The sequence below is a fragment of the Vibrio rhodolitus genome, assembly GCF_003350325.1.
GTDB lineage: Bacteria > Pseudomonadota > Gammaproteobacteria > Enterobacterales > Vibrionaceae > Vibrio > Vibrio rhodolitus.
On record NZ_QLYZ01000009.1, the window covers coordinates 96,625 to 115,629 of the forward strand.

The following is a 19,005-nucleotide window of genomic DNA, read 5'->3' on the forward strand; positions in this document are numbered from 1 at the left end:
TGATCAGGGCTTGGCGTTTTCTATTTAATTGGCAAGCAAACCGGCTTGTTGTAGGGCGCTTCTTAACTGTTCTGCACGCTTGCGGTTAACGCCAAAATCAGAGTAACCCACGCGAGATTCAGAGCGAACAATTAACTGATCGCCTTGAATTTCCAGTTCTAGGTCATCGACAAAGCGCATGATCTTACTGGTACACTCAATGCGTAAGTAGTGACTTTCGGCTTCTGCAGTTTTTGCCCCAGGTAAAGTGAGTGCAACGGTTTCGATTTGTTCTAAGGTGACGCTATCTTTAAGGGTAAATGGCGCTAGTTGAAACTTTTCACGGTTATCTAGGGTTGAGACGCAATTCGGTTTATCGGCGCATGCCTGGTTAATTTTTTTGCTCATGGTTCTCTCTCCTTGGCTGCATCCGGAAAGCACGCCTGCGGCAATAATTAGGGCGAAAGTCGCTTTCATCTTACTCTTCCGTGTTATTGATGGGGTAGTGTGATTACTCTATACGCAACTATAGTCAAACTGATCATGATAACCAAGTAGATAAGTGGCTGTTGTGAGATGCCACCTAAGCTGACAGCCATAAAAAAGACCAGCACTAGGCTGGTCAAAGTTTATGGAAGGAAAATGGCGAGAAATGGTAGCTTCTCGCCAGATTTTATTAAGCAGAAAGCATCAATGAATTGGCTTTTGCTTCGAGATTGGTTCCACCCATTAGGTACTCATCAACGGCGCGAGCAGACTCACGACCTTCGTTGATACAACGTACTACCAATGACTGACCTGTGCGCATATCACCTGCAGCAAATACGCCCGGTTGGTTGGTGGCAAAGTCAGTGGTTGCTACGTTACCGCGCTCATCAAGTGCAATATCAAGCTGAGCAAGCACGCCATGCGGCTCTGGATGTAAGAAGCCCATTGCTAGGAACGCCATATCACAAGGGATCACACGCTCACTACCTTCAACTTCTTTAAAGCCTGGACGCTCACCTGGTTTTGGATCTTCCCAAACGATATCAGCGATACGCAGGCCGGTCACTTCACCTTGCTCGTTACCGATAAACTCTTTAGTTAAGATGTTCCAGTGACGATCAACGCCTTCTTCATGAGAGGTTGAAGTACGCATAATCATTGGGTATTGCGGCCAAGGCATATTGGCTGGGCGCTTCTCTGGCGGGATCGGCATGATTTCAACTTGAGTGATGCTCTTCGCGCCATGACGGTTTGAAGTACCCACACAGTCAGAACCGGTGTCACCACCACCAATTACCACAACATGTTTATCTTTGGCGTGAATTTCTTCCGTCTTCAGATCCATGTTGTTAGCGCGGCGGTTGTTTTGCGAAAGGAACTGCATCGCAAAGTAGACGCCATTTAGCTCGCGCCCTGGTACTGGTAGATCACGCGGAACTGTAGAGCCACCAGTGAGTAGCACCACATCAAACTCTTGACGCAGTTGCTGTGCGTTAACATCCACACCGATATGTTGGTTTACTTTGAACTCAACGCCAGCTTCAGCCATTAGGTTGATCTTACGATCAATAATGTCCATACCCAGTTTAAAGTCTGGAATACCAAAGCGCAGTAGACCACCCACTTTTTCATCCCGCTCAAACACTGTCACTGAGTGACCGGCACTGTTGAGCTGCTCAGCGGCAGATAAGCCTGCCGGACCTGAGCCGATGATTGCCACGGTTTTACCCGTGCGAGTACGTGGCGTTTTTGGTTTGGCGTAGCCTTCACGGTACGCGGTCTCAACAATGGTTTTCTCAATGTTACAGATAGTGATTGGATCTTGGTTAATACCAAGTACACACGCACTTTCACATGGAGCCGGACAAACACGACCAGTAAATTCAGGGAAGTTATTGGTCGAGCTTAGAATGTTCCAAGCTTCTTCCCAGCTGTCGCGGTAAACCGCATCGTTAAATTCTGGGATAATGTTGCCGATAGGGCAGCCGTTATGACAAAACGGCACGCCACAGTCCATACAGCGAGAAGCTTGCGTGTTGATCTTGTCACCAAACTCCTCGTTGAGAACGAACTCTTTGTTGTTCTTGATACGCTCTTGTGGGTCGATTTTCTGCGGGAGTTCACGACCATGCTCTAAAAATCCAGTAGGCTTACCCATTACACTGCCTCCGCTTCTTTTTGTTCTGCTTCAGCCTTACGCTTTTGAAGTACAGCTTTGTAATCGCGTGGCATCACTTTCACCATGCTCTCTAGGCTTACTTCAAAATTGTCTAGGAAAGACTGAGCCACTTCACTTCCTGTGAACTGAACATGCTTAGTTAACATGTCGAGTAGTAGGTCTTTGTCTTCTTGCTCGATTGGATCGAGGTCAACCAGTTCAGGGTTAAGCTTCGATTCAAAATCACCGGATTTATCCCAAACGTAGGCGACACCGCCACTCATACCAGCAGCAAAATTACGTCCAGTCGAACCAAGGATAATCGCAGCACCACCCGTCATGTATTCACAACCGTGGTCACCCACACCTTCTACTACGACTTTCGCGCCTGAGTTACGCACACAGAAACGCTCGCCTGCAAGACCGCGGATGAAAGACTCACCTGAGGTTGCACCATAGAAACATACGTTACCGACCACGATGTTATCTTCAGCAACGATGCTTGAGTTGGCATCTGGATAAAGTACTAGCGTACCGCCAGAGAGACCTTTACCCCAGTAATCGTTGGCATCACCTTCCACTTCGAACTTAACGCCCTTAGCTAGGAATGCACCGAACGATTGACCTGCTGAACCTTTGAACTTGACGTTCATTGGCTGAGGTAGACCGTTGTCTTTGTACACTTTCGAAATTTCGTTCGACAGCATCGTACCCGCAGAGCGGTCGGTGTTGACGATAGGGAACTCAGCTGTGACCGCTTCGCCTTTCTCTAGCGCAGGGATTGCTGCTTGAATAAGCTTGCGATCCAACACCGATTCAAGGTTATGGTTTTGCTGGGTTTGACAGAAGATACCGTCTTCCGCTCGCGCTTCTTCCACGTGAAGGACAGGCGTTAGATCTAGGTTCTTGTATTTCCAATGCGATACGTCTTGGCGAACTTTCAGTTTCTTACCTTGACCGACCATCTCATCGATAGTGCGGAAGCCAAGTTCTGCCATGATTTCACGTAGGCCTTCTGCCATGTATTGGAAGAAGGTTACAACATCTTCTACGCGACCATCAAAACGTTCACGTAGCGTCTTGTTCTGCGTTGCGATACCGACAGGACAGGTGTTCTTATGACACTTACGCATCATGATACAGCCTTCAACCACAAGTGCTGCGGTTGCCACGCCCCATTCTTCTGCACCGAGCAGTGTTGCAACGGCCAGGTCACGTGGTGTCTTCATCTGACCATCTGCTTGAACCACGATACGGTTACGTAGACCGTTTTTCAGTAGCGTCTGGTGAGTTTCCGCTAGACCCAATTCCCAAGGAAGACCGGTATGGCGGATTGACGACATTGGTGATGCACCTGTACCACCATCAAAACCAGCAATCAGTACCACGTCAGCTTTCGCTTTCGCTACACCTGAAGCGATGGTACCTACACCTGCTTCTGATACTAGTTTGACGTTAACGCGGCCTTTACGGTTAGCGTTCTTCAAGTCGTAGATGAGCTGCGCCAAATCTTCGATTGAGTAGATATCGTGGTGTGGCGGTGGAGAAATCAGACCCACTCCAGGGGTTGAGTGACGAGTCGCACCGATCCAGTCATCGACCTTATCGCCCGGTAGCTGACCACCTTCACCTGGTTTTGCGCCCTGAGCCATTTTGATTTGTAGCTCTTCCGCGTTGGTTAGATAGTAAGAGGTTACGCCGAAACGACCTGATGCTACCTGCTTGATTGCGGAGCGTTCCCAGTCTCCGTTTTCTTTTGGTTCAAAGCGGATTGGGTCTTCACCACCTTCACCTGAGTTCGACTTCGCGCCAAGGCGGTTCATCGCTACAGCAAGGGTTGAGTGCGCTTCGTAAGAGATCGAACCAAACGACATTGCACCCGTGGCAAAGCGTTTTACGATGCTCTCAATTGGTTCTACTTCAGCAAGTGGCACCGAACCGGCTGGGTTTTTAATAAACTCTAGCTGGCTACGTAGCGTAACGGCATTGTCACCTTGCTTATCAACGGCAGCAGCATATTGCTTGAACTGATCGTAGTTCTTATTACGCGTTGACTCTTGCAGCAAAGAAATGGTTTCTGGGTTAAATAGGTGTTTTTCACCGCGCTGTTTCCACTGATAAACGCCGCCCACATCCAGAACTTGGATAGGAATGTCACGTTGTGGGTAACCATAGCGGTGGCGGATCAGTACTTCTTTGGCGATATCATCCAGAGTGAGACCTTGGATACGTGAGACCGTACCTGTGAAGTATTTATCCACGACTGATTTGTGAATACCAAGCGCTTCGAAAATCTGTGCGCCATGGTAAGACTGCAGCGTAGAAATACCCATCTTCGAGAAGATCTTGAGTAGTCCGCCGTTTACTGCCTTACGGTAGTTGTCGAACAGATCGCGCGGGTTCGCCTGTGGATCCAGCTTCTTAGTGCGTTGCAGTTCAACGATGGTTTCGATAACCAAGTAAGGGTTAACTGCGTTCGCACCGTAGCCTAATAGTGTCGCGAAGTGATGTGTTTCACGCGCATCGCCAGTTTCAACGACGATATCACACTTAGCACGTAGACCTTTGCGGATCAGGTGATGATGCACGGCACCTACTGCCAGCATCGCTGGGATAGCTGCGTGGTTAGAGTTCACCGCACGGTCGGTCAACAAGATGATAGAGTAACCATCAATAACCGCGTCTTCTGCGTATTGGCAAATACGTTTTAGTGCGCGCTCAAGTTTGCCTTGATCTTCACTAGCTTGGAATACGATATCGAGCGTTTTTGCTTGTAAGTGCTCGTTATCAATTGCACGTAGTTTCTCTAGTTCAGAGTTTGCCAGTACTGGTGATTCAAGCTCAACTTTTTGACAGTGCAGCGGCGTTTCGGTTAACAGGTTCTGATCCTTACCTAGGTAAGTATTCAGTGACATAACCATACGCTCACGGATTGGGTCAATAGGTGGGTTGGTTACCTGGGCAAACAACTGCTTGAAGTAGTTTGATAGGTGCTGTGATTGATGCGATAGAACCGCTAGTGGCCAGTCGGCACCCATTGCAGAAAGTGGCTCTTTACCATCGTTCGCCATTGGCACGATGATTTCGTTCACTTCTTCTGAGCTTACACCAAACGCTTGTTGGCGGTGCATTAGGCGCTCAGGAGATGGTTGGCTGAACTGGTTGCTCGCATCTGGCAGTTTTTTCAGGCTAAGCAGATTCTCTTCAACCCATTTCTCGTAAGGCTGCGCCGTAGCGATAGAATCTTTAACTTCTTCGTCAGAGATAATACGACCTTGCTCAAGGTCGGCAACGAAGATACGACCTGGTTGTAGACGACCACGGAACTCAACGTTTTCCGGTGCGATATCCACTACACCAGATTCTGATGCCATTACGAGGAAATCATCTTTGGTCACTGTGTAGCGTGACGGACGCAGACCGTTACGGTCAAGCGTAGCACCTACTTGTACGCCGTCAGTAAAACATACTGATGCAGGACCATCCCATGGTTCCATAATGTTCGCGTGGTACTGATAGAACGCGCGACGCGTTGGATCCATGTTTTTGTTTTCTTGCCATGCTTCAGGGATCATCATCATCAATGCATGAGGCAAGCTACGACCGGAAAGAACAAGCAGTTCTAGTGCCATGTCGAAGTTAGATGAGTCTGAGCTGCCTTCTTGACAGATAGGCAGTAGCATGTCGATTTCAGCTTGAGTGAACAATTCTGATTCTAGAATTGCTTCACGCGCTTTCATCCAGTTTAAGTTACCGCGAACCGTGTTGATTTCACCGTTGTGGGCAATGTAACGGAAAGGCTGCGCTAGGCGCCATTTCGGGAATGTATTGGTTGAGAAGCGTGAGTGCACGAGTGCAAGCGCAGTCACCATGGTTGGGTTCTGCAGATCTAAGAAGTACTGTGGTACTTGCTCAGTGGTTAGCTGACCTTTGTAAACCAGCGTTTTGTATGACATTGAGTTGATGTAAAAATCATCGCCAATGTTCGATACGCTTTCTAAGCACACGCGTACGGTGTAGTTACGTAGCACGTATAGTTTGCGCTCTAGCTCTTCTGGTGTCGTGCCAGGACCGCCGGTAATAAATACATGCTCAAATTGTGGTTCTGTGCTTAGCGGATCTGCGCCGATCATTGAATTGTCGGTTGGCAACACACGGTAGCCAATCACTTCAAGATCTAATCGCTTAGCGTTACGCTCGAGAATATCACGACATTGCTCGCGTTTGTGTTGGTCTTTCGGGAAAAGCACCACACCAACGCCATACTTTTCAAAAGAAGGTAGCTTAATCCCAAGCTTAACCGCTTCTTCTAAAAGAAACTCATGAGGTTTTTGCAGCAAGATACCTGCGCCGTCGCCGCTGCATGGATCGCAACCTTGACCACCGCGGTGTTCCATTCGCGCAAGCATGTCCAGAGCCTGAGTCACTACTGCGTGTGATTTACGGTTTTTTAGGTGAGCAACAAAACCGATACCACAAGCGTCGTGTTCCAATTCAGGAGTGTACAGACCTTGGGTGCTCTGCTCTCTATCTACCATAGATACATCCTTCCAATCTAATTCGGACGCACTGTCGTCAAACGAACTGAATCGCGCGTCACTTCCTTTTAATAGTTTTAATTCGCACCTAACCGAGGTTGATCAGGTTTGATTCCCTTCTTTTCTCACAGGAAAAATGTTGCGAGAAAGACAATCCTTGGTGACATCCATTTTACAGCATCACTTTAGTAGTGATTTTTATAGGTGGGGTTGGTCTATCACCGGTCTCCTTGTCGATTGTTTTGATTCTGGCGATTCCGCCTAACAAGTGAGATCTGTAAGTATCCTACAATTTCTTCGGGCTAAAATGCAATCAAAACGCAGCATTGTTGCGCAATTTTTTCGCGCGAGAATTAGGTTTTATGTTTGTATTTTGCCTAAAATTCAGTTTGAAGCACGTTTATTTGCATGTTTATTGATTTGTGATAGGGATCAAATTGCTTGTTTTGGTTAGTTTGCACTCATTTTTAAAGCTCGATTTGTGTAATTCGATTACATGAATTTTAATGGTTATTATTCTCATTAGTGGTCCGAGATGCAATTACACGAATTGGTTAACACCGTTGGTCAAGATTTACACCGCCGTTATGGCGAGAAAGTCCATAAACTCACGCTTCACGGTGGCTTTAGCTGTCCTAACCGCGATGGCACGATTGGGCGTGGTGGCTGTACTTTTTGTAATGTTGCATCGTTTGCTGATGAAGAAACGCAAGTTAAAAGTATCCAAGAGCAATTGACCGATCGAGCTGGCGAAATTGCCCGCGCGAAAAAATACCTCGCTTACTTTCAAGCCTACACCAGTACTTATGCTGAAGTGCAGGTTTTGAAAAACATGTATGAAGAAGCTCTTAAAGCGGCAGATATCGTCGGCTTATGTGTAGGCACTCGTCCTGACTGCGTGCCTGATGCCGTACTTGAACTTCTTTCCGAGTATGTTGAGCAAGGTTATGAAATTTGGCTCGAGCTTGGTCTACAAACCGCTAATAACGACACCTTAAAGCGCATCAATCGTGGTCATGACTTTGAGTGCTATGCAGAGATCACTCAACGTGCTCGCGCGTTAGGCATTAAAGTATGTACCCACTTAATTGTCGGCTTGCCACGCGAAACGCGTGAAGACAACGTTAAAACCATGCAACAAGTGCTTGAAGTCGGTACTGACGGGATTAAGTTGCATGGCTTGCATATTGTCGAGGGCAGCACCATGGCGAAAGCTTGGCGTGCCGGCAAGCTTGAAGCGCCTGAATTAGAAGAGTATGTCGCTATCGCCAGTGAACTGATTCGCATGACGCCAGCGGACGTGGTTTACCATCGCGTATCTTCCGCGGCGCGTCGTCCAACCTTGCTCTCTCCTTTATGGTGTGAAAACCGCTGGTTAGCAATGACTGAGATTGGCAGAGCACTAAACCGAGACGGAGCTCAAGGTTCGCTCATTGGACAGCCGTTTCATTACATTAAGCCTTGATTAAATAAGAAAAATCTCATAGAAACTGCTATCTTTCAGCCCAACCCAAGCTAAAGATAGAAAGTCTATATGATAGAGATGTCGGACAGGTGGATATTTGAGTTTATCCATCTTCATGGAATTGAAATGCTACTTGCAATGGTGCTGCTGGCATTGATTGCTCAGTTGTATATTCGCTTTCACCGACAAGTAAAGCGGCTGATTGAAGACTCTCCGATCTCCATGATGTTGGTAGAGAGTAAATCAGGCAAAGTTTTGATTTCCAATCCGGTCGCAACGCGAGTGCTGGGGATCCGCCGAGTCGGTCGCTACTATCTACTGCCAGGTACGCTGAGCCAATCTTTTATCTTTGAATTGATGGGCTATTTCTCTACTCATAGTTCATCTGGTTACAAAATCGATTGGCCGTTAACGGCTAATCAATCTGTGCGCGTTGAAGTCTACGGTCGACCGACCAAATATCGCGGTAAAGCCTGCTGGCTATTTTATCTTTCTCCTTATCAACCGGGTGTCGATGAGGTGATGGAGCAAGTCCATTCTTTATCTGTGATTAAAAGCGCTTTTGAAAACCTTTCTGAACTTATCTTTGTCAAAGGACCGAGCGGGGAAAAGCTATTTACCAACCGAGCATTTGACCGTTTCTGGGGAGATCGCTTTGATGAAGGTATGCATGAAATAAAAGGCGTCGCTCGAGGGCGCGCCTCGCATCGTCATTGGACGGTAGATAAATTCGGTCGCAGTTGCCTGTTAGAAACTCACCAAAGCCTGCTTATGTCGCCACAAGGTGAGCCGCTTGGCATGTTGGGGATCAGCCATGATGTTACGGACTGGCATGATATTCAGCGCAATCTTCGTGATGAAATGGAAAAGCGTCGCGATACTGAAGTGGCACTGGCGCAGCGTGACACTATTTTACAAAACATTTTGGAAGCCAGTCCGGACTCGATTGGTATCTTTAATGAGAACATGGTTTACCAAGCGTGCAATAAGCCGTTTGTTAAAGCGTTAGGCATTTCAGATGTGCAAGACTTGATTGGTCATCGTCTGCAAGATGTGATTGCCGATGATGCCTATAAAAAGCTGGCTGAGAGCGATCATCAAGTGCTGCATGATGGTATTTCGTTACGTTACATCGATCAGATCATCCACAGTAATGGTGAGATGACTTGGTATGATGTGGTGAAATCACCATTTCGTGACCCAGGTTCGGGCACTAATGGCGTGCTAGTGATGGCGCGTGATGTGTCTGAGCGTTATCTCGCGGAACAGAAATTGGCAGAGGCGAATCAAGAGCTTGAAAGACTGAGCTTTATTGACGGTTTGACGCAAATTGCCAACCGTCGCCGCTTCGATGAGCAGTTGGATTTATTGTGGCATATTCACCTGCGTGAGCAGAAGCCGCTAACCATCATGTTATGTGATATTGACTACTTCAAAGGGTTTAATGATCTCTATGGGCACCAAAAAGGTGATGAAGCTTTGATTGGTGTCGCGCAAGCTTTCAAGCAAGTTATTACCCGCTCGAGCGATTGTGTGGCTCGATATGGCGGCGAAGAATTCGCGTTTATATTGCCCAACACCACCACAGAGGGTGCGAAAGTCTTGGCAGAGCGTATTCATACTGAGGTAGCAAAACTAGCCATTGCTCATCAAGCCTCGGATGTGAGTGAGCTTGTTACCGTCAGTATTGGTTTGGTGGCGTTTGTTCCTCACCAACCACAAACGGTTGAGGCAATGGTGGCTTTAGCAGACAGTGCTCTGTACCAAGCCAAAGCCAATGGTCGCAACCAAACCTGCATACATCACACATCCAGTAATTAAGCCTACTTGGCTTGGGGATTTCTTAGCTGTGCATGCTGAAAGCAGGTAAGATATCCCCATATGTCGCCACTTCATTATTCTAAATCCAGCAGCGGAACTTTGTGGCGATAGCTGCTGCCTTTTGTCGCTCGGAGCGCTAATGAAAACCATCAAGAACCTTGCGCAATACTATGTTGATTTGCTCGTCAAACTCGGTATTTTGCGTTTCTCCATTCTTCTGGCTCTTGCTTTAATCTCTCTTGCCGTGGTTGTCCAAGTTGGCATCACACTATTCCTTAGTGGGCATGTTGATAATATCGATATCGTGCGCTCGGTTTTCTTTGGCTTAGTGATCACCCCATGGGCTGTCTATTTTCTCTCAGTGGTTGTCGATCAACTCGAAGAGTCGCGTCAAAGACTATCAAAACTGGTTTCTAAGCTAAAAGTGATGCGCTCACGAGATTTGGAGTTGAACCAGCAACTGCAACTGAATATTGAAAAGCTCAACCAAGAAATCGAAGATCGTATTAAAGCAGAGGAAGGGCGCGAAGAAGCGATGAAAGACCTTGAAAACGAGGTTTACCAGCGTGAACGCACCCAGATGGAACTAGCGGAGCGCACCGCGTTGCTGCGCTCTTTTATTGATGCTTCACCAGATTTGATCTACTACCGCAACGCTGAAGGCGTGTTCTCCGGCTGTAACAAAGCGATGGAAGAGCTGACGGGTAAAAAAGAGTCGCAATTGGTTGGTTTGACGCCGTGGGATGTCTACAGCAAAGAAGTGGCTCAGCAAATTGTTGAAACGGATGATGCGGTTTTTGCTGACAATCAGGCCATCACCTACGAGCAGTGGCTCGAATACCCAGATGGTCGCAAAATCTATTTTGAGCTGCGCAAAGTACCTTTCTACAGCAAAGATGGTCGCCATCTTGGTCTGGTTGGTTTTGGGCGTGATATTACTGAGCGTAAGCGCCACGAAGAGTCGCTGGAAAAAGCGAGTAGAGACAAAACCACCTTTATCTCCACCATTAGTCATGAATTACGCACCCCACTGAACGGTATTGTTGGCTTGAGTCGTATGTTGCTTGATACGCCAATGACCGATGAGCAGCGTAAACATATGCAGACCATCAATGTTAGTGCGATTACCTTAGGTAATATTTTTAATGACATTATTGATATGGATAAGTTTGATCGCCGCAAGTTAGAGCTCTACCCAGCGCCGTTAAACTTTGAAGATTTTGTAGTTGAGATTGAAAGTATTGCTGCGCTGATGGCTGAGCAAAAAGGGCTGCGTTTTGATCTTGAGCGCCTAAATGATTTGCCAACGGCTATCAGTGCCGATGCGACGCGACTACGTCAGGTGCTGTGGAATCTGATCAGTAACGCGATGAAGTTTACGAAAGAGGGCGGCGTAGTCTTGTCCGTCAGTTCAATGATCGAAGACGGCAATGCGCATATTACGCTGGAGGTGGAAGATACCGGCGTGGGTATTCCTGAATCCGAACTCGATAATATCTTTGCTATGTATTACCAAGTGAAGTCTGAAAAAGATAACTTACACGCGGTAGGCACAGGCATTGGTTTGGCGGTCTCTAAGCAGCTGATAGAGATGATGCATGGCGATATCATTGTCAGCAGTGAAGAGGGCTTTGGTAGCACGTTTACTGTGACCATCTGCGTGCCTGTGGCAGAAGAAGCTGAAATCACTAAAGTTGAAGTGACCCATGCTCAGCATGAGTTAAATATCTTTATGGTAGAAGATATCGAGCTCAATATTACGGTAGCGCGTTCTCTGTTAGAAAGTATGGGACATGAAGTGACGGTGGCGATGACAGGTCAAGAAGCGTTGGAAATGTTTGATCCTGAGCTATATGACTTGGTCTTCCTCGATATTCAGTTGCCAGATATGACCGGCTTTGATGTCGCAAAACACTTCCGTGAACTATATTCAAACTTGCCTCCGCTGGTGGCGTTAACCGCCAATGTCGTAAAGAACAAACAAGAGTATTACGAACAAGGTATGGACGAGGCATTAAGCAAACCGTTATCCGTTATTGCGGTACAAGAGGTCATTGCCCTATTTGGTGATCATCAACCGCAAGAGCCGATGCCACACTTACCGGAGCCAGAACCGATGCACGATAGTGAAGAGATTTACCAAACCATTCTTGATTTAGATATGCTGGAGTCGTACGTCGGTATTGTCGGGGATAAGCCAGTACTGGAAAGTATCAAGATGTTTGAAGATATGATGCCAGGCTATATCGAGCTACTCGATTCCAATATGGTGGCAAAAGATCAAGAAGGTATCGTATCAGAAGCCCATAAAATTAAAGGGGCGGCGGGCTCGATTGGTTTGAAACACATTCAAAGTGTCGCGCAGAAAGCTCAATCGCCGGACTTACCGGCTTGGTGGGAAAATATTGATGATTGGGTTGACGAAATTAAGAAAGAATATCAGTCTGATATTCAGATTTTAAAAGAGTGGTTAGCACAGAGGTAGCAATATGAAAAAAATCGCGGCGATGTCATTAGCATTGGCTTTACTGGCAGGGTGCTCGGTGCCTCAGGTTGGTTGGGATCAAGATGCGGTGATGGTCGTAGAAAATGCCGAAGTTAAGTTAACCAGCAATTTGTGGCTAAATAAGATGCCGACTATTGGTGAGTTGCAAGAGCAGAATTTGCACGGCGCGCTTTATTTAGAGTCCGCTAAGCCTTTACCGGCGGATCTTGATATTGTCAGCGTATCATTGCGTCAAGGGGACGATGTGTGGCAACTAGAGGGTGACGATCTTGAAATCCGCACCCACAGTGAGCAGCAGTGGGAAATCGTATTTGCTTGGCAATTTGAATTGCAACCAAACCAAGCGGTTGATGTGGCAGTTCAACTGGATCACCAGCAACAGCGCAATTGGTTAGTAGAAAAGCAGGTTGTGATTGATACAGTTTATTAGACTATCTTATTGAAATTTAAGCCAGCCTAAAGAGGCTGGCTTTTTTATGTTCAAAAATTATCTAAACAAAGTGATATATTCTAAAGAGGAATATCTTATGTTTTAACAGTGGGTGAAGTTATTTTTAGGTTAAAAATTTGTTTTCATTTAATTTGTTAAAATTTGGTTGAATTATAACCGCATTTGCTTAGAATTTAACCATGAGCTCAAGCTCATAACCCCATCTCAACGGATTAACGACTTGCTAGGAGGCGCACAATGAAACAGTTCACTGTCATTCAAACCATTTGCGCTTCTATCGATCCCGCGATTATTCCAGCCATGCCGAAAGGCGCTATTGCTGGCATTTTTACCTTTATCGCCGATCGTAACTCTAAACACGCAATCATTTAATCCGTAAGCAAATTATTTAATTGGCTGCGGAAAAGGCAGCCAATTCAAACTCCTTGATACCTTTTGATTTGTTGCCTTTTTCTCAGCGTCACTCTGACTGGAGAAAATCATGAATCAATCAATATATCTAAAACTAGCCACCTTACTTGTTAAAGCAGACTTACGTCGAGAAGAGCGCGCATGGAAACGCAAGGTCCGCCGAAGTGCACATGAAATCCCATGGCAAAATGAGCACTTGTTGCGAGATATTGGTTTAGATCGCGAAGGTCGTCCAATTGGTGAGAGTTTAGCGCCACAAGTAAAAGCCGAGCGTCGTATTCGTCATCTACGTCGGGTACTGACTTCTCGAATACCAACGTAAATCTGAGGGAGAGAAGAGTCTCTTCTCTCCCTTAACAGTTATGGACAAGGGTTGGAGTAAGTGGTCCCAACGGCTTGAATATCTTTTAATAATTCATCACTTAACTCGATAGCAATGCTATCGATATTTGCTTTAAGTTGCTCCATCGTTGTCGCGCCGATGATATTTGCGGCAACGAATGGGCGCTGATTAACAAATGCCAGTGCCATTTGTGCTGGATCCAAACCGTGCTTTTGTGCGACTTCCACATAGGCTTGTGTGGCCGCGATACCTTGCGGTGTAAAGTAACGCACAAAGCGTTCAAACAACGAACAGCGCGCGCCAACTGGTCTTTGACCATTGAGATATTTACCGCTTAAGCAACCAAACGCCAGCGGGGAATAAGCCAGTAGTTCCACCCCTTCAAAGTGACTAATTTCGGATAAGCCTACTTCAAAGCTGCGATTGAGCAAATTATAAGGATTTTGGATCGACACAATACGTGGGAGATCGTGCTTATCCGCCAGCTTTAGCAGGCTCATGACGCCCCACGGGGTTTCGTTAGACACGCCGATATAGCGGATTTTGCCAGCTTTGATCAGTTCCGCCATTGCCTCGAGGGTCTCAATCAGTGTGACTTCCTGCTGTGCATCTGGATAAGGATAGTTAAGTTGACCAAAAGTATTGGTTTCACGTTGAGGCCAATGGATCTGATACAGGTCGATGGCGTAGTCGAGCTGATTGAATGCCTCCGCTTGGCTATTCTGTTCACCAAAGGTCATGGTGCCTAAACAGATTTTACTCACTTCCAAGCTGGAGTGGGGGAGTTTGTGGTATTTCATGCTGCTTCCTTGACTCGAACTTTGAACTATTTCATCGGCATAAGACGAAGAAATAGCACTAGGTAAATTCAATATAAGCGAGCTTCTATCAGGATTAAAAGTGCTGAGCGCGCAAAATTGAGCGAACTCTACCTATAATTGTATTAGTTGCGTTATGGCAAGAATGTAGGAGGGCTTATGCATAGAAAGCAATTAGATAGGTGGATACATGGCTTCCATAAGAAGAGTTATCAGCCGCCAAAAGTATTTGTGATCAGTTGCTCTGACTTGTCGCAATATTTACTGGCAGTGGAATACAAACATAAACTTGAGCCAGTGTGTGAAGATGGTGATCCGATTCATTTTGCTTCGCTTGAGCAAGTGAAAGAAGAGCTTAATCGTTTGGATGTTGAGCGCGCTTATCTGCGTCTACACAACAGCTATGATGAATTTGGCAGCGAAGAAGTGCCTCGCTACCATGACATAGAATTAACGGTGACTCGCCATTAAGCAAAGTTGTTCGCCAGTATGCGGGCAGTAAATTGCGTTCGCAGATAGAACCCGCGCGGCAAAGTTTTGATCAGTTTTCCGCTGGCGCCATAGGCTTCAGTTAAGACCCGGCTGTTAGCGGCTTTAGGGCGTAATTGCAGAACTTCACCGTGTCTTGCCGTGATGCGTTCAACTTGCCCCAATACAATCAGCTCCATTAGCTCTTCCCAATCTGCCTGTAATTGCTGCTCTTCTTCTGCGCTCGGTGACCAAATCAGTGGAGAACCTACTCGGCGCTCCGCCAAGGGGATTTCTCGCTCGCCCTCGACAGGTACCCAGAGAACTCGGGAAAGTTTATTGCGTACATGGCTTTGCTGCCAAGTGAGACCATGGACACCAGTCAGTGGCGCGACGCAAACAAACGTGGTTTCAAGCGGTTTTCCATTATAGCCAATAGGGATGGTTTTAAGCTCAATGCCAAGTTTTTCGAAGTCTTGCTGTGGCTTGCTGCCTGCGGTTGCGCCTAAGTGCCACTCTAATAATTGTCCAACCCAACCCTTATCACGACGCAGATCGGCAGGCACATCAATATTTGCCTCTGCAGCCAACTCTTGAAAAGTCAGACCTGCGATCTCAAAGGCTCGTGCCAATAGTTCTTGTTCTGATTGCGGTTCGGGTTTCATTTTTTGCTCTAATCACGGATTGAGCCAATATTTTACTCGAATTTACTGAAATTACGACCTGAGCAAAGATCATACAGAGTGGTGAAAAGATCTTCATTCATAGGTTATCCACAGGTGTAAGAAGAAAAATAGCTCATTCTGTCTCTTATGTATGAATTAACAGTGTTTTTCGGCACTCTTATCACTTGAAATTTCTGATGTTAGCGTTTTTTGTCTTGTGTAATGTGGATAAATAAAGTGCTGGTTGATCTTTGAACAGTTGCTTATGGTTTGTTTATTCGTCGTGTCTTTCTTTAGGTTGGATATCGATATTTTAATTTAAGTTATTGTATATAAATAACTTAATGCTATTTTTGTTAGGCGGTGTGATTTGCGCAACAGAGCGGTGTTGAATAAATGATCTCTTGCTTGGTGCTTTTTCACATGGTTATGCACAGAAAAGGTGAATAAATGTGGTATGTGTCTCATCTGCTTGTGAATAATGGCTGAATTGGCGATAAGTTATCCAGAAAGGCAAGATTCGGTAATAATTTCTGTGTTAGTCACACTAGTAAGTTTGCTCCGCTTGGGGATATGTGGAAAAATCACCGTAATTGAAGATTTTTTTAGAGGTTGGCCAGTGATAGATGGCGATGGTTACCGCTTAAATGTGGGAATTGTAATCTGTAACAACCATGGTCAGGTCTTCTGGGCTAAACGATACGGACAACATTCATGGCAATTTCCGCAAGGAGGCATCGATGAAGGTGAAACTCCGGAACAAGCTATGTATCGTGAATTGTATGAAGAGGTGGGTCTTACTAAGAAAGACGTGAAAATCATCGCGACAAGTCGTCATTGGTTAAGATACAAATTACCCAAACGACTGGTGCGTTGGGATTCAAAACCTGTCTGTATCGGTCAAAAACAGAAATGGTTTTTACTGCGCTTAGATTGTGAAGAGTCAAAGATCAATATGCAGCGTGGTAAGTCCCCTGAGTTTGATGGTTGGCGTTGGGTGAGTTATTGGTATCCAGTGCGTCAAGTGGTCTCATTTAAGCGTGACGTTTATCGTCGTGCGATGAAAGAGTTCGCATCCATGGCAATGCCATTTAAAGAGCGTCGAGTTAAAGGCAAACGTAAATCACGAAGAGGGTAGAGATGCTTTCTCAACTAAGGGACATAGTTGAACAAGTTTCAAGAGTCGAAAACGTTCATGCGGCGTTGCAGCTTTTGGTGAAACAGACTTGTCTCGCTATGCACACGGAGTGCTGTACGATTTACCTTGCCAACGAGGAGATGCAGCGTCTTGAGTTAATGGCGACTCAAGGCTTGCGCTTTAAAGGCAATAAAATTCATATCAACTTCAGTGAAGGCTTGGTGGGTTTGGTCAAACGCAGTGCCGAACCGCTCAACCTTGCTGAAGCTTCCAAACATCCTAACTTTAAATATTTCTCTCAGCTCGGTGAAGAGGTTTATCAAAGCTTCTTAGGTACGCCGATCATTCACCGTAAACAGGTGCTTGGTGTGCTGGTGGTGCAGCAAAAACAGCCCCGCCAATTTGATGAGATGGAAGAGTCCTTTTTAGTCACATTAGCTGCCCAGCTTGCTGTGATTATTGCCCATGCGCAAACGCAAGGTCAGTGGCGTCTAGAGAAAACCCAGCAGGCGATTCGTGGTATTCCCGCGTCTTCCGGTGTCGCGATTGGACAATTTTGGTGGGATGACAGTCAACCACTGCTCTCTGATGTCAGCCCTGCGTCGACATTAGATACTGAACGTGAGCAGGAATGGCTATTGCTCGCGATAGAAGCTGCACTGAATGATTTTCGTCGCATGCGTAAAAAGCTCGACAGTGAAATCAACAAAGATACCTTGGCGATATTCGACCTCTTTACTCACTTGCTCAATGATCCTATGTTGCGTAAGGATCTGAAAGCTCAGATCCAAAAAGGCGATCGTGCTGATTGGGCCGTGCGCCAAGTGGTGGAAACCTACTCCAACCGTTTTGCTCGTATGTCAGACAGTTACCTGCGCGAGCGGGCACAAGATGTGCGCGAGTTAGGGCAGCGACTCCTCTATTTCCTCAATAATACCGAGCAAGAGCAGCAAACTTTTGATCAGCCAGTTATTTTGGTGGTGCGTGAGTTAACGGCATCGCTGCTAGCGTCGATTCCGAAAGATCAGCTTCTCGCGGTGATTTCATTAGAAGGCGCGGCGAACTCGCATGCGGCAATTTTGTCGCGGGCTCTTGGTATTCCTGCGGTGATGGGCGTCAACCTTAATCTGAGTACCATCAATGGTAAGCAGGGCATAGTCGATGGCTACAGCGGTAAGATCTTAGTTTCACCGAGTCGTCAGTTGCTCAAAGAATACCGAGCACTAGCCAATGAAGAGCGCGAGTTAGCCAATATGGTTAATCAACGCATTGAGGAGCCTGCGCAAACCAGTGACGGTGAGCGTATTGAAGTATTTCTCAATGCTGGGTTAAGTGCTGATGCGAATATTGCGGTTAACCAAGGAGTCGATGGGGTTGGTCTTTATCGCACCGAAATTAGCTTTTTATTGCAGCATCGTTTTCCCTCGGAAGATGAGCAGACCCAGCAATACCACTCGGTGCTAACCACGTATCCGGACAAACGGGTGGTGATGCGCACGTTAGATATTGGTGGTGACAAACCACTGCCATATTTGCCAATCGAGGAAGACAACCCGTTTCTCGGCTGGCGAGGAATTCGTTTCACACTCGATCATCCTGATATTTTCCTAATGCAGATCCGCGCCATGATGCGCGCTAGTGCCGATACGCAAAACTTAAGCATTCTTCTGCCTATGGTGTCAGGAGCGCAAGAGTTAGACGATGCACTGGTTTTGATTGAACAGGCTTACAGTGAAGTGCTGGCACTTAATCCTAACCTAGCAAGACCGCAAGTCGGCATTATGATCGAAGTGCCTTCCATGCTCTACTTGCTGCCACTTTTGGCCGATAAAATTGACTTTGTCTCGGTCGGTACCAACGATTTAACCCAATATTTGCTTGCTGTAGACCGTAATAATTCACGCGTATCGGACGTGTATGAGAGTATGCATCCTGCGGTGATTATGGCACTCAACCATATTTATCACACTTGCCAGCAATTAAAATTGCCAGTCTGTATTTGTGGTGAGTTGGCCGGGGATCCGATAGGTTCTTTGCTCTTGGTTGGTTTAGGCTATCGTAGTTTAAGTATGAACACGTCAAACGTAGCTAAGGTCAAATACCTATTGCGCCATACCAGTATCGAAGAGCTAAGCCAATTGGCTAACCGCGCATTAACTCAGCCTTATGGGCACAATATTTACACTATGATGGAAGATTATTTCGAATTGAAAGGCTTCTCTGGCTTTATCCGTGCGGGTAAAAAATAAGGAAACA

General features: G+C 46.4%; 14 protein-coding genes. 9 read left to right on the forward strand and 5 right to left on the reverse strand.

Annotation, left to right across the window (positions count from 1 at the left end):
- Positions 1–24: 24 nt before the first annotated feature.
- From DPF93_RS10640 to gltB, 3 genes are all read right to left on the reverse strand, one after another.
- The gene (locus DPF93_RS10640) at positions 25–456 is read right to left on the reverse strand and encodes a DUF1499 domain-containing protein (RefSeq protein ID WP_114766150.1); all 432 of its coding nucleotides are present in this window, start codon (positions 454–456) and stop codon (positions 25–27) included.
- A 199-nt stretch (positions 457–655) separates the two neighbouring features.
- Complete coding sequence (locus DPF93_RS10645) at positions 656–2,125, reverse strand: glutamate synthase subunit beta (protein WP_114766151.1); 1,470 nt, start codon at positions 2,123–2,125, stop codon at positions 656–658.
- Positions 2,125–6,663 (reverse strand): glutamate synthase large subunit, encoded by a 4,539-nt coding sequence (gene gltB, locus DPF93_RS10650; protein ID WP_114766152.1) that lies wholly within the window; start codon positions 6,661–6,663, stop codon positions 2,125–2,127. The genes DPF93_RS10645 and gltB overlap by 1 nt, the downstream gene beginning before the upstream one ends.
- A 535-nt stretch (positions 6,664–7,198) precedes the next feature.
- Here gltB and mnmL point away from each other — a divergent pair.
- From mnmL to DPF93_RS10675, 6 genes are all read left to right on the forward strand, one after another.
- Positions 7,199–8,128 carry a tRNA modification radical SAM protein MnmL/YtqA gene (gene mnmL / locus DPF93_RS10655; RefSeq protein WP_114766153.1) on the forward strand — a complete coding sequence of 310 codons (930 nt, stop codon included), beginning with the start codon at positions 7,199–7,201 and terminating at the stop codon, positions 8,126–8,128.
- A gap of 69 nt (positions 8,129–8,197) precedes the next feature.
- Positions 8,198–9,949: a GGDEF domain-containing protein gene (locus DPF93_RS10660; RefSeq protein ID WP_208638781.1), complete on the forward strand. Its 1,752-nt coding sequence runs from the start codon at positions 8,198–8,200 to the stop codon at positions 9,947–9,949.
- A gap of 139 nt (positions 9,950–10,088) precedes the next feature.
- Entirely contained in the window at positions 10,089–12,434 is a 2,346-nt protein-coding gene (arcB, locus tag DPF93_RS10665; RefSeq protein ID WP_114766154.1) for an aerobic respiration two-component sensor histidine kinase ArcB, read from the forward strand.
- Positions 12,435–12,438: 4 nt separating this feature from the next.
- Entirely contained in the window at positions 12,439–12,885 is a 447-nt protein-coding gene (locus tag DPF93_RS10670; RefSeq protein ID WP_114766155.1) for a hypothetical protein, read from the forward strand.
- 258 nt (positions 12,886–13,143) lie between these two features.
- On the forward strand, positions 13,144–13,278 hold the full coding sequence (locus DPF93_RS21520; protein WP_279628066.1) for a hypothetical protein: 135 nt from the start codon (positions 13,144–13,146) through the stop codon (positions 13,276–13,278).
- A gap of 109 nt (positions 13,279–13,387) precedes the next feature.
- A complete protein-coding gene (locus DPF93_RS10675) occupies positions 13,388–13,639 on the forward strand; it encodes a DUF1127 domain-containing protein (RefSeq protein ID WP_114766156.1) in 252 nt (83 codons plus the stop codon).
- Between the two features lie 38 nt (positions 13,640–13,677).
- Here DPF93_RS10675 and DPF93_RS10680 read toward each other — a convergent pair whose 3' ends face one another.
- Complete coding sequence (locus DPF93_RS10680) at positions 13,678–14,460, reverse strand: aldo/keto reductase (RefSeq protein WP_114766157.1); 783 nt, start codon at positions 14,458–14,460, stop codon at positions 13,678–13,680.
- Positions 14,461–14,637: 177 nt separating this feature from the next.
- Here DPF93_RS10680 and DPF93_RS10685 point away from each other — a divergent pair, with 177 nt between their 5' ends.
- Positions 14,638–14,949, forward strand: coding sequence for a DUF6482 family protein (locus tag DPF93_RS10685; protein ID WP_114766158.1), 312 nt, complete (start codon positions 14,638–14,640; stop codon positions 14,947–14,949).
- On the opposite strand, the gene mutH is transcribed toward DPF93_RS10685, so the two are convergent.
- A complete protein-coding gene (mutH, locus tag DPF93_RS10690; RefSeq protein ID WP_114766159.1) occupies positions 14,946–15,611 on the reverse strand; it encodes a DNA mismatch repair endonuclease MutH in 666 nt (221 codons plus the stop codon). The two genes, DPF93_RS10685 and mutH, sit on opposite strands and share 4 nt — an antisense overlap.
- Positions 15,612–16,230: 619 nt before the next feature.
- Between mutH and rppH the strand changes: the two genes are divergently transcribed.
- On the forward strand, positions 16,231–16,749 hold the full coding sequence (gene rppH / locus DPF93_RS10695) for an RNA pyrophosphohydrolase (protein ID WP_114766160.1): 519 nt from the start codon (positions 16,231–16,233) through the stop codon (positions 16,747–16,749).
- Positions 16,750–16,751: 2 nt separating this feature from the next.
- Positions 16,752–18,998, forward strand: a complete 2,247-nt coding sequence (ptsP, locus tag DPF93_RS10700) for a phosphoenolpyruvate--protein phosphotransferase (RefSeq protein WP_114766161.1) — start codon at positions 16,752–16,754, stop codon at positions 18,996–18,998.
- The last annotated feature ends 7 nt before the right edge of the window (positions 18,999–19,005 follow it).